Genomic DNA, 12,596 nt, shown 5'->3' with positions numbered 1-12,596 from the left:
CCCGACATGACCTCCACCCACGCCTTCTGGCTCGCCGGCCGCCAGGCCACCGGCGAGGACAGCTTCGACGTCACCTCCCCGTGGGACGGCCGCCTCGTCGGCGCCGTGAGCGTCCCGAGCCGGGCGCAGGTCGAGGAGGCGGTGGCCGCCGCCCACGCCGTACGGGACGAGTTCGCCGCCACCCCGGCCCACGTCCGGGCCGCCGCCCTCGACCACGTCGCCCGGCGTCTCGCGGAGCGCACCGAGGAGATCGCCCAGCTCATCTCCGCCGAGAACGGCAAGCCCGTCAAGTGGGCCCGCGGCGAGGTCGGGCGGGCGGTCTCCGTCTTCCGGTTCGCCACCGAGGAGGCCCGCCGGTTCAACGGCGGCGAGGCCCAGCGCCTGGACACCGACGCGGGCGGCCAGGGCCGGCTCGCCCTCACCCGCCGCTTCCCCAAGGGCGCCGTGCTCGGCATCGCGCCGTTCAACTTCCCGCTGAACCTGTGCGCCCACAAGGTCGCCCCCGCGATCGCCGCCGGCGCCCCCATCATCCTCAAGCCGGCCCCGGCCACCCCCCTCTCCGCCCTGCTCCTGGGCGAACTGCTCGCCGAGACCGAGCTGCCGGCCGGCTCCTGGAGCGTCCTGCCGGTCCCCAACGACCGGATGCCCGCCCTGGTCCAGGACGAGCGGCTGCCGGTGATCTCCTTCACCGGCTCCGAGCAGGTCGGATACGCGATCATGGACTCGGTGCCGCGCAAGCACTGCACCCTGGAGCTGGGCGGCAACGGCGCGGCCGTCGTGCTGGCCGACTGGGCCGGCGACGAGGACCTGGACAAGGCCGCGCAGCGCATCGCCGCCTTCTCCAACTACCAGGGCGGCCAGTCCTGCATCTCCGTGCAGCGCGTCATCGCCGACGCCGCCGTGTACGACCGGCTGCTGCCGCGCATCGTCGCCGCCGTGGAGGCCCAGGTCACCGGCGACCCGTCCGACGACAAGACCGACGTCGGCCCGCTGGTCAGCGAGGCCGCGGCGCAGCGGGTCGAGGCGTGGGTGCGGGAGGCCGTGGCGGACGGCGCCACGCTCGCCACCGGCGGGCAGCGCGACGGCGCCTCCTACGCGCCGACCGTCCTCACCGACCTGCCGGCCGGCACCACCCTCGCCCGCGAGGAGGTCTTCGGCCCGGTCCTCAGCGTGCAGAAGGTGAACGGCGAGGCGGAGGCGTTCGCCGCCGTCAACGACTCCAAGTACGGCCTCCAGGCGGGCGTCTTCACCCACGACCTCCAGGCCGCCTTCCGCGCCCACCGCGCCCTGGAGGTCGGCGGCGTCGTCATCGGCGACGTCCCCTCGTACCGCGCCGACCAGATGCCGTACGGCGGCGTCAAGCAGTCCGGGGTGGGCCGCGAGGGCGTGCGGTTCGCGATGGAGGACTACACCTATGAGCGGGTCATGGTGCTCACCGGGCTCGCGCTCTGACGGCACCGGCGACGGCGGGACGTGCGGACCGGCACGCCCCGCCGTCGCCGTCGGTCATCGCCGTCGGTCATCGGGCGAAGACCCTGATCAGGCCGAGAACCCGACCCCCGCCAGCCGCACCGGCCCCCGCAGCCCCACCCGCAGGTCGTGCACGCCCTCGGCGGCCAGGCCGGTGGTCAGGGAGACGTAGTCGTACGGTCCCGGGGTCGGCGTGTCCGTCGACAGCACGGCCCGCACCGGACCGCCGTCCAGGGACAGTTCCACCACGCCCTCGCCCGCCACCTCGACCGTCACCGAGGCCACACCGGGGCCGAAGTCGCAGGCGCGGTAGAGGAGTTCGCCTGACTTGTCGGCCGTCGGCGTCACCGCGTCGCCCGACTCCCTGGTCCGGTCCACGATCTCCGTGCCGCTCTGCTCGTCGAAGTCGGCGGCCGGCAGGCCCCGTTCGCGCACCGGGCGCGGCGCGGCCGGCTCCCCGTCCAGGGTGAGCGTCGTCCGCAGCCGGACGTCCTCGCTGGAGGCGCCCACCAGCAGCGCGTACGGGCCGGGCTCCAGCCGCCACCGGCCGTGCGCCACGTCCCAGTACGCGAAGGCGGACAGCGGGACGGTGAAGGAGACCTCGGCACAGGCCCCCGGCGCGAGGGTGACGCGGCGGTGGGCGAGCAGCTCGCGGCGCGGACGCGGCACCGACGGCTGCTCGGCCCGGGTGTACAGCTGGGCCACCTCGTCGGCGGTGACGTCGCCGGTGTTGGTCACCGTGAACGAGACCCGCACCGAGCCGTCACCGGCCTCCGCGCGCAGGTCGCCGTAGCCGAACGACGCGTACGACAGCCCGTGCCCGAACGGGAACAGCGGCGTCCCCTCGAAGTACAGGTACGTCTGCCGGGAGCCGACGACGTCGTAGTCGAGCAGGTCGGGCAGGTCCCGGTCGTCGGCGTACCAGGTCTGCGGCAGGCGTCCGGCGGGGGAGACGTCACCGGCCAGTACGCGGGCCAGGGCGGTGCCGGCCGCCTGGCCGCCGTGCGCGGTCCACAGCACCGCCGGGAGCGGCTCGGCGTCGACCGCGTACGGGTAGGCGGAGACCAGCGCCAGCACCGTGCGCGGGTTGGCGTCCCGGGCGGCGCGCAGCAGCCGTTCCTGGTGGGCGGGGAGCCGCAGCGTGGTGCGGTCCTCGGTCTCGCGGCCGTTGATGTGCGGGTCGTTGCCCGCCACCACCAGCACCACGTCGGCCCGGGCGGCGGCCCGCGCCACCGCCTCCTCGCCGCGCTCGACGGTCTCCAGCGCGAAAACCTCCCCGCCGGACGCGGCAACCTTCACGCCGTCGGCGGTCACCGCTACATGGTGCCCCGTTCCCGTGTGCCTGAGGAGGTGGCCGTCGCCGTGCGGTTCCAGCCGGAACGTCTCCTGCACCACCCAGCCGCCCGGCTGGTCGGCCGAGGCGCGCAGGTACCCGTCCTCGGCCACCGACAGGTACCGCCCGTCCGGCGCGCGCAGGGTCAGCACGCCCTCGCCCCAGTCGACCAGGGCGAGTTCGGTGCCGGTGGCGTCGGTGGTGAGCGGCGGCAGATCGGTGCGGCCGGCCAGCAGCGCGGGGTCGAGGGCGCCCTCGTCCGCCGGCGCGGGGGCGTCGTCGCCGGCCGGCGGGACGTACAGGAACGTACCGGCCGAGGTGCGCAGCCGGACCCGGTCCACGCCCTCCGCGAACTCGGTCTGTCCGGCGCCGAACCGCTCGTACAGGCCCTCCAGCGGGGTGGAGCGGTGGAGCAGGGTGCCGCTGTACCAGTCGAGCTTGCACTCGTCGGCGAGGAGTCCGACGACCGCGAGGCGGCTGCCGGGGGCCAGCGGCAGCAGGCCGCCCTCGTTCTTCAGCAGGACGATCGCCTGCTCGGCCGCCTCCTGGGCCAGCGCCCGGTGTTCCGGGGTGTCGAAGGCGCCCGCCTCCTCGTGGCCGTCGAACTCGCCGAGGCGGAAGCGGACCGAGAGCTGCCGGCGCACCGCCGTGTCGATGTCGGCCTCGGTCAGCAGGCCCCGCTCCAGCGCGCCGCGCACCCGTGCGGTGATCAGTGTCGAGTCGGTGCCGTGGTCGGTGAAGCTGTCGACCCCGGCCTTCAGCGCGGCGGCCGTCGCCTCCTCGTGGGTGTCGAAGTAGTGCTCGGAGTCGACCAGGTTGGAGGGGGCGCCCGCGTCCGAGCAGACCAGCAGCTCCTCGTCGGTCCAGGCGCGCAGGTGCTGGGCCAGGTAGGGGGAGACGTGGTTGGGGCGGCCGTTGACCAGGTTGTAGGCCGGCATCACCCCGGCCACCGCGCCCGCCTCGACCGTCTCCCGGAAGGCGCGCAGGTCGTACTCGTGCAGGACGCGGGGGCGGACCGAGGAGGACGCGGTGTCGCGGTCGGTCTCGTTGTTGTGGGCGAGCCAGTGCTTCAGCACGGGGGCGGTGCGCCAGTAGGTCGGATGACTGCCGCGCAGACCGCGGGTGTAGGCGGTGGCGATCGCCGAGGTCAGCCTCGGGTCCTCGGAGTAGCCCTCCTCGTTGCGGCCCCACAGGGGGTGGCGCAGCAGGTTGACGACCGGGGCCCAGACGTTGAGGCCGACCCGCTCGTCGCGGGCGCGCATCGCGCGGACCTCGGCGGAGACGGCCTCGCCGACCCGGCGGACCAGCTCCTCGTTCCAGGTGGCGCCGAGACCGACGGCCTGCGGGAACACCGTCGCCGGGCCCATCCAGGCCACGCCGTGCAGTGCCTCCTGGCCGGTGCGGAAGGCGGCGACGCCCAGGCGGTCCACGCCCGGCGTGAACTGGTGCAGAAATCCGATCTTCTCGTCGAGCGTGAGCCGCGACAGCAGGTCGTCGACGCGCTCCGCGACCGGCGTGCGCGGATCGCGGAAAGGCGGTGTGGGCGGCGTGGGTGCGGTCACGTGGGATTCCCCTTGCGATGTGCGGCGATGCGCTTCCGAAGCGGCTTTCGAAGCGCTTCGATGCTCAGTCGGCGAAGGCCGGGTGTCAAGACGCGGCGGGCCGTTCCGTCCACCTTCACAGCCAGCACAGGGGGCGCTGCGCTGGCCCGAGCGGCCCCGCACACCTCCGAGGAATCTTGGAAACGACTCTTGTGCCCACCCTCGTGTTCACTTAACCTCGCTGCAACATCGAAGCGCTTCGACGGTGAGGGCCTGTGGGCACCTCCCGCCCCGCCCGCTCCACTCCCAGCTCAGCGAGTTCCACTCAAGACACCGCAGCCGACGGCCACCGCCGGGTGTCCTGGTGCGCCATGAAGGGTTGACGCAATGACGCCGAACGCCGCCTCCGCCACCTCCGCGCCGAGCCGGAGAAGTTTCCTCGCCTCCTCGGCGGTCGCCGCCGCCGCGGTGGCGGGCGGGATGCCCCTGCTGAGCGCCTGTGGCGGCACGGACAGCGGCTCGCGCGAGGGCACGACCGCGGGCAAGGACGCCAAGAAGCTGCTGCCGGCCTATGTGGCCAGCAACGTGGTGAGCCCCGACATCCCGTCCAAGAACGGCTCGGCGGTCGGCTTCACCAGCAAGCTCGCCGTCGCCGACCTGAAGACCTCGGTGCCGAAGAAGCTCGGCAAGGGCGGCCAGGTCACCATCATGTCCCCGTTCTGGGGCTCCCCGCCGAAGTCGGACAACGCCTACTACAAGGCGATGAACGACATGATCGGCGTCGACATCAAGTGGCAGAACCAGGACGGCAACACCTACGAGCAGAAGCTCGGCGCGGTCCTCGCCTCCAGCGACGTACCGGACGTGGTGGTCGTCCCCAGCTGGAACCTCAACGGCAAGATCCCCAGCGCCATCATCTCCAAGTTCGCCGACCTCGGCCCCTACCTGTCCGGCGACGCCGTCAAGGACTACCCGAACCTCGCCGCCATCCCCACCGACGCCTGGCAGCGCTCGATCTTCGGCGGCAAGCTGCGCGGCCTGCCCCAGCCCCAGCCGTACGTCACCGGGCTCGTCCCCCTCTACCGGCAGGACATCTTCGAGAAAGAGGGATACGAAGTCCCCACCTCCTGCGCCGAGTTCATGGCCTGGGCCAAGGACGCCACCAACGCCAAGGCCAAGCGCTGGGCCTGTCTGGACATGAAGTGGACCGCCTTCCAGGCGTTCGGCGTGCTCTCCGCCAACGAGAAGCCGCTCGGCTGGAACCTGGTCGACGGCAAGATGATCTGCCGCTTCGAGACGGACGAGTACCTCGAAGCGCTGGAGTGGACCCGCAAGCTCTTCGCCGCCGGCGTCGTCCACCCCGACGCCGAACTCGGCAAGAGCCAGGCCACCGACCCCGGGCCGAAGTTCGCCAAGGGCGAGTTCCTCGTCTACGTCCAGAACATGAGCCAGTGGTGGAGCCGCACCGCCGAACAGGCCACCCAGAACCCGGAGTTCAAGATCTGGGGCATGGACATCTGGGGCCACGACGGCGGCGACCCGGTGCTCTGGGCCGAACAGCCCGCCGGCATCTGGGCCTTCGTGAACAAGAAGGCGTCGGAGTCGGTGATCAAGGACGTGCTGGCCGCGGCCAACGTCACGGCGGCGCCGTACGGCACCAAGGAGTACATGGCCACCAACTACGGCGTCGAGGGCACCCACTACACCGTCAAGGACGGCGTCCCCACCAAGACCGACCAGGGCAACATCGACGTGATGAACGCCTACGTCATGCTGGCCAGCCCCGCCCCGACCGTCGCCCACCCCGACTTCCCCGAGGTCGCCAAGGGCCAGGTCGAGTGGCAGCAGCGGATGGGCGCCTTCACCAAGAAGTCCTCCTTCTACGGCATGCAGGTCACCGAGCCCTCCCGGTACACCAACCTCTCCAGCGACTTCGAGCAGATGGAGGACGACTTCGTCCGGGGCCGCAAGAAGATGAGCGAGGTCCAGCAGGCCGTCTCGGAGTGGCGCAGCAAGGGCGGCGACAAGCTCCGCGACTGGTACAAGAAGCTGCTGGACGAGAACGGCTCGGCGGCGAGCTGACCGGCGCGGGCGAGGCGAGGAGAACGGCCGTGTCGAACAGCACGGTGCCTCGGAGCGGGACCGAGGCCCAGAAGAAGTCCCCGGCGGCGCCCGACGGCACCACCGGCCCCGAGAAGACCCCCTCCGGGAAAGTGAGCCTGCGCCTGCGCTTCAGACGCGACCGCGTCCTGCTGCTGATGGTGCTGCCGGCCGTCCTGCTGCTCCTGGTCTTCAACTACCTGCCGATCCTCGGCAACGTCGTCGCCTTCCAGGAGTACGACCCCTACATCAGCGACAACGGGATCGTCTCCATCCTGCACAGCCCCTGGGTGGGCCTGGAGAACTTCGAGCGGATCTTCGCGGACTCCGACTTCTGGAACGCCGTACAGAACACGCTGATCCTCTTCTTCTTCCAGCTCGTCCTCTTCTTCCCGATCCCGATCCTGCTCGCGCTGCTCATCAACAGCGTGGTCCGGCCCCGGGTCCGGGCGGTCTCCCAGGCCGTCCTCTACCTGCCGCACTTCTTCTCCTGGGTGCTGGTCGTCGCCGTCTTCCAGCAGCTCTTCGGCGGCGCCGGCATCTTCTCCCAGCTGCTGCGCGAGCACGGCTACGACGGCCTGGACTTCATGACCGACCCGGACACCTTCGCGGTGCTGATCACCGCGCAGAGCGTCTGGAAGGACGCCGGCTGGGGGATCATCGTCTTCCTCGCCGCGCTCGCCTCGGTCAGCCCCGACCTGTACGAGGCCGCCGCGATGGACGGCGCGGGCCGCTGGCGCCGCATGTGGCACGTCACCCTGCCCGCGCTGCGCCCGGTGATCGCGCTGCTGCTGGTGCTCCGCGTCGGCGACGCGCTCACCGTCGGCTTCGAACAGATCCTGCTCCAACGCGACATGGTCGGGCCGGGCGCGGCCGAGGTGCTGGACACCTTCGTGTGGTGGAACGGCGTACGCAACCAGGACTTCGGTTACGCGGCGGCCGCCGGACTCGTCAAGGGCGTGGTCAGCCTCGGCCTGGTCCTCGCCGCGAACAAGGTGGCCCATCTCATGGGCGAGCAGGGGGTGTACAAGAAGTGACCGCCGTCATCGACCAGCCCGTCTCCGACCAGCCCGTGTCCGACAAGCCGTCCCGCTGGGGCGCCCCGCCCCGGCCGGCCTGGGAGGAGAAGCCCAGTCCGGCCGGGGTGGCGGGCAAGGGCCTCGCCCTGACGCTGGCCTGCCTGGCCATCCTCTTCCCGCTGTGGATCGTGATCGTCACCAGCCTGTCGTCGAGGAAGACCATCGACGAGGCCGGCGGTCTGGTCATGGTCCCCAAGGAGATCACCTTCGTCGCCTACCAGGAGCTGCTCAGCGGCGGCCAGGTCACCCGCGCCGCCGTCATCAGCATCCTGATCACCCTGGTCGGCACGGTGTTCTCCATGACGGTCTCCGTGCTGTGCGCCTACGGCCTGTCCCGCACCGGCTCGCTCGGCCACCGCTGGATCCTGATGGTCCTGCTGGCCACGATGTTCTTCAGCGCCGGCCTCATCCCGACGTACCTGCTGGTGCAGTCCCTCGGCCTGACCGACACCTACCTCGCGCTGATCCTGCCGAGCGCGATCAGCGTCTTCAACATCCTGGTGCTGCGCGGCTTCTTCATGGGCATCTCCCAGGAGCTGATCGACAGCGCCCGCATCGACGGCGCCGGTGACTTCCGCATCCTGTGGAAGATCGTCATGCCGCTCTCCCGCGCGGTCCTCGCCGTGATCACCCTGTTCTACGCCGTCGGCTACTGGAGCGCCTGGTTCAACGCCTCGCTGTACCTGAACGACCAGGACATGATGCCGCTGCAGAACGTCATGATCCAGCTCGTGCAGAAGCAGGAGGCGCCGGTCGGCCTCGGCCAGGCGATCAAGACGGGCGAGCTGTCGGGCCTGGCCGTGCAGATGGCCGTGATGGTCATGGCGCTGCTGCCGGTCGCGGTCCTCTCCCCGTTCGTCCAGCGGCACTTCAAGAAGGGCATGCTGACCGGGGCGGTGAAGGGGTGAGCCCGGACCTCGCCGCGGTGACCCGCGGGCGCCTCCTGTTCGGCGGCGACTACAACCCCGAGCAGTGGCCCGAGGAGACCTGGCAGGAGGACGTACGCCTCATGCGGGAGGCCGGCGTCAACTCCGTCACCGTCGGCGTCTTCTCCTGGGCCCGCCTCGAACCCCGCCCCGGCGCCTACGCGTTCGGGTGGCTGGACCGCGTCATGGACCTGCTGCACGCGCACGGCATCGGCGTCGTCCTCGCCACCCCCACCGCCTCACCCCCGCCGTGGCTGGGGCATCTGCACCCGGACACCCTGCCCGTCGACGAGGACGGCCGCACCGAGCACTGGGGCGGACGCCAGCACTTCTCGCACTCCAGCGCCGTCTACCGCCGCCACGCCGCCGCCGTCACCGAGGCCCTGGCCGCCCGCTACGCCGGCCACCCCGCCCTCACCATGTGGCACATCAACAACGAGTACTGCACCTACGACCACGGCGACGAGGCCGCCGCCCGCTTCCGCACCTGGCTCCGGCGCCGGTACGGCACCCTCGACGCCCTCAACACCGCCTGGGGCACGGCGTTCTGGAGCCAGGGCTACGGCGACTGGCAGGAGGTCCTGCCCCCGCGCCGCACCCACTACCTCAAGAACCCCACCCAGGTGCTGGACTTCCGGCGCTTCACCTCCGACATGCTGCTGGAGTGCTACAGCGCCGAGCGCGACATCGTCCGCCGGCACACCCCGCACCTCCCGGTCACCACCAACTTCATGCCGCTCTTCTTCGGCCAGGACGGCTGGCGCTGGGCCGAGGAGGAGGACGTCGTCTCCGTCGACCTCTACCCCGACCCGCGCGACCCGCTCGGCGCGCAGGAGGGCGCCCTGATCCAGGACCTCACCCGGTCCCAGGCCCGGGGCGGCCCCTGGATGGTCATGGAACAGGCGACGGGCGCGGTCGGCTGGCGCGACGTCGACCAGCCCAAGCCGCGCGGCCTGAACCGCCTGTGGTCGCTCCAGGCGGTCGCCCGGGGCGCGGACGCCGTCTGCTACTTCCAGTGGCGGCAGTCCCGGCAGGGCGCCGAGAAGTTCCACTCCGCGATGGTCGGCCACGCGGGCCCGCGGGGCCGGGCCTTCCAGGAGGTCCGCCGGCTCGGCGCCGACCTGGCCCGGCTCGCCCCCCACGTCACCGGCACCCGCGTCACCGCCGACGCCGCCGTCCTGCACGACTGGCACTCCTGGTGGGCCGGCACCCAGCAGGCCCGCCCCTTCGAGCGGGCCGACCTGCCCGTCGTCCTGCGCGCCTGGCACCGCGCCCTGTGGGAGGCCCACCTCACCACCGACCTCGCCCACCCCGAGCACGACCTGAGCCGCTACCGCCTGGTCGTCGTCCCGCAGCTCTACCTCCTCACCGACACCGCGATCGACAACCTCCTCGCGTACGTCCACGGCGGCGGCACCCTGGTCTGCGGCTTCCTCACCGGCGTCGCCGACCAGGACGACCGGGTACGCCCCGGCGCGATGGACGCCCGCCTGCGCGACCTCTTCGGCATCCGCACCCTGCACGAGTGGTGGCCCCTGGCCGAGGGCGAGAGCATCGGCTGCGACGGCTTCCGCGGCAGCCTGTGGTCGGAGGAACTGGAGCCCGACGGCACCGCCGACGAGACCGTCCCCTACCAGGGCGGCGAACTCGACGGACTGCCCGCCGTCCTGAACAAGGGCCGCGCCTGGTACGTCTCCACCCTCCCGGAACCCGAGGCGCTGCGCGGCCTGCTCGCGGGCATCGCCGCCGACGCCGGGGTCCGCCCGGCCCTGGACCGCGTCCCGGCCGGTGTGGAGGCGGTCCGCCGCGGCGACCTGCTGTTCCTGCTCCACCACGGCCGCGACCCGGTGACCGTCGACGTTCCCGGCACCCACCGCGACCTGCTGACGGGGGAGACGGTCACCGACCGTACCGAGCTGGGCCGGTACGGCGTCCGGGTGCTGGCCCCATGACCGCCGCCCCCGTCCACGGCACCTGGGAGCCCGCCCCCGCCGCCCGCTGGGAGGACGCCTTCCTCACCGGCAACGGCCACCACGGCGCCCTGGTCCTCGGCGATCCGCACGACGACCGGGTGATCGTCACCCACCACACCCTCGTCCGTCCCAACGGCGGGGAGCACGCCCGCCCCCCGGAGCTGGCCGCCGCCCTGCCCGCGCTGCGGGAGCGGCTGCTGGCCGGTGACGTCACCGCCGCCGAGGAGTTCACCGACGGCCGCCCCCTGCAATGGGTGCAGCCCTTCCACCCGGCCTTCCAGCTCCGGCTGCGCCGCCCGCCCGGCGCCGACCACGCCTACCGCCGCACCGTCGACTTCGCCACCGGCGAGACGACGGCCACCGCCGGCGGCTGGACCAGCCGCGTCTTCGTCTCCCGCGCCGACGACGTCATCGTCCAGCAGGTCACCGCCCCGCACCTCACCCTCGACCTCGCCCTGGACCACCGCCTGCCCGGGGCGCCCGCCGCACTCGGCGTCGGCCACGGCGCCGTCCGCACCCCCGAGGGCGCCGTGCTGAGCCTGCGCGCCCGCTACCCGGACAGCGACCGGGCGTACACCGGCGTCACCGTGGCCGCCGTCACCGGCGGCACCGCCGCGCTGGTCCCGCCGGGCCTGCTCGTCGAGCGGGCCGAGTCGCTGCTGCTCCTGACCCGGGTCCGCCGGCACACCGGGGAACTCGACGTGCACGCCGAGTCCCGCGCCCTCGGCGACCTGATGACCGGCCGCACCTACGAGGACCTCCTCGACCGCCACCTGCTGCACCACCGCACCGCCTACGACCGAGTCACCCTGGACCTCGCCGCCGCCCCCGCCGACCGCGCGCTGCCCGGCTCCGCACTTCTCGGCCGCCCCGGCAGCCCGGCCCTCCTGGAGCGCCTCTTCGCCGCCGGCCGCTACCACCAGCTCTCCGCCTCCGGCCTGCTCCCGCCCCGCCTCACCGGCCTGTGGACCGGCGACTGGGACACCGCTTGGTCCGGCGCGTTCACCACCAACGCCAACCTCAACCTCCAGACCGCCTCCGCCGCCGCTGCCGCCCTCCCCGAGGTCACCGAGGCGCACGCCGCCCTGGTCCACCGGCAACGGGACCACTGGCGGGAGAACGCCCGCGCCGTCTTCGGCGCCCGGGGCATCGTCGCCCCCTCCCACACCGACGGCGAGAACGGGCACTCGTACCACTTCAGCCGCGAGTACCCCCTGCACCTGTGGACGGCCGGCGCCGACTGGCTGCTCAAACCCCTCGTGGACCACGACGAGACCCACGGCATTCGCGACCCCCGCACCGCCGAGGCCCTCGCCGAAGTCGCCCTGTTCTACGAGGACTTCCTCACGGAGACCGAGGACGGCCGCCTGACGGTCGTCCCGTCCTACTCGCCGGAGAACCGCCCCGCCAACGCCAGTTGGGGGACCGTCGACGCGGCGATGGACCTCTCGGCGGCCCGGCACGCCCTGCTGACCGCCGCCGACTACCACCCCGAGCACGCCGCCCGCTGGCGCGCGCTGGCCGACCGGCTGCCGCCGCACCGGATCAACGCCGACGGCGCCCTCGCCGAATGGGCCCGGGAGGGCCTCGACGACACCTACGACCACCGCCACCTCAGCCACCTCTACGGCGTCTGGCCGCTGGAGGAGATCACCCCGTACGACACCCCGGAACTGGCGACGGCGGCCCACCGCGCCCTGGACCTGCGCGGTGCCGAGAACGACTCGGCCCACGGACACCTCCACCACGCCCTGGTCGCGGCCCGCCTGCGCGACGGCGAGCGGGTCGCGCACGCCCTGGGCGCGGTGCTGGCGGGCGACTACTTCCACACCTCCCTGATGAGCGCGCACTACCCGCGCCGGGACGTCTACAACGCCGACGCGGCGCACACCCTGCCCGCCGTGCTCATCGAGATGCTGGTGCAGTCCACCCCCACCCGCCTGGTCCTGCTGCCCGCCCTGCCCGCCGCCCTCCCGGCGGGCGAACTGCGCGGGGTGCGCACCCGGTTCGGCGCCACGCTCGACCTCACCTGGACCCCCGGAACCACCACCGCCGTCATCCGGCCCGGCCGCACCGTACGCGTCGAACTGAGGACTTCCTCCGGCACCGAGCCGCTCGACCTCACCGCCGGAGAAGACCGCGTCCTCCACCTGAAGGCGCGGTGACCGCACCGT

The 12,596-nt window shown here is 72.6% G+C and carries 7 protein-coding genes; 6 read left to right on the top strand and 1 reads right to left on the bottom strand.

The features are described from left to right. Nucleotides 1-6: 6 nt before the first annotated feature. On the top strand, nt 7-1,452 hold the full coding sequence (locus J7I94_RS00965) for an aldehyde dehydrogenase family protein (RefSeq protein WP_215164495.1): 1,446 nt from the start codon (nt 7-9) through the stop codon (nt 1,450-1,452). A gap of 87 nt (nt 1,453-1,539) precedes the next feature. Here J7I94_RS00965 and J7I94_RS00960 read toward each other — a convergent pair whose 3' ends face one another. Further along, nucleotides 1,540-4,365 carry a glycoside hydrolase family 3 C-terminal domain-containing protein gene (locus J7I94_RS00960; protein ID WP_215164494.1) on the bottom strand — a complete coding sequence of 942 codons (2,826 nt, stop codon included), beginning with the start codon at nt 4,363-4,365 and terminating at the stop codon, nt 1,540-1,542. A 366-nt stretch (nt 4,366-4,731) separates the two neighbouring features. Here J7I94_RS00960 and J7I94_RS00955 point away from each other — a divergent pair, with 366 nt between their 5' ends. Genes J7I94_RS00955 through J7I94_RS00935 form a run of 5 tightly spaced genes read left to right on the top strand, consistent with a single transcriptional unit; the run spans nt 4,732 to nt 12,587 of the window. Next, nucleotides 4,732-6,426, top strand: a complete 1,695-nt coding sequence (locus J7I94_RS00955) for an extracellular solute-binding protein (protein WP_215164493.1) — start codon at nt 4,732-4,734, stop codon at nt 6,424-6,426. Nucleotides 6,427-6,455: 29 nt separating this feature from the next. Further along, nucleotides 6,456-7,481 (top strand): sugar ABC transporter permease, encoded by a 1,026-nt coding sequence (locus J7I94_RS00950; protein ID WP_215164492.1) that lies wholly within the window; start codon nt 6,456-6,458, stop codon nt 7,479-7,481. Next, complete coding sequence (locus J7I94_RS00945) at nt 7,478-8,431, top strand: carbohydrate ABC transporter permease (RefSeq protein ID WP_215164491.1); 954 nt, start codon at nt 7,478-7,480, stop codon at nt 8,429-8,431. The genes J7I94_RS00950 and J7I94_RS00945 overlap by 4 nt, the downstream gene beginning before the upstream one ends. Further along, the gene (locus tag J7I94_RS00940) at nt 8,428-10,401 is read left to right on the top strand and encodes a beta-galactosidase (protein ID WP_215164490.1); all 1,974 of its coding nucleotides are present in this window, start codon (nt 8,428-8,430) and stop codon (nt 10,399-10,401) included. The genes J7I94_RS00945 and J7I94_RS00940 overlap by 4 nt, the downstream gene beginning before the upstream one ends. After that, nucleotides 10,398-12,587 carry a glycoside hydrolase N-terminal domain-containing protein gene (locus J7I94_RS00935; RefSeq protein ID WP_215164489.1) on the top strand — a complete coding sequence of 730 codons (2,190 nt, stop codon included), beginning with the start codon at nt 10,398-10,400 and terminating at the stop codon, nt 12,585-12,587. Before J7I94_RS00940 ends, J7I94_RS00935 begins: the two co-directional genes overlap by 4 nt. Nucleotides 12,588-12,596: the final 9 nt, after the last annotated feature.

The organism is Streptomyces sp. ISL-12 (genome assembly GCF_018614415.1).
Taxonomy (GTDB): Bacteria; Actinomycetota; Actinomycetes; order Streptomycetales; family Streptomycetaceae; genus Streptomyces.
The sequence above is the reverse complement of the archived record's forward strand: the minus strand, read 5'-3'. Positions and strand labels throughout refer to the sequence as shown.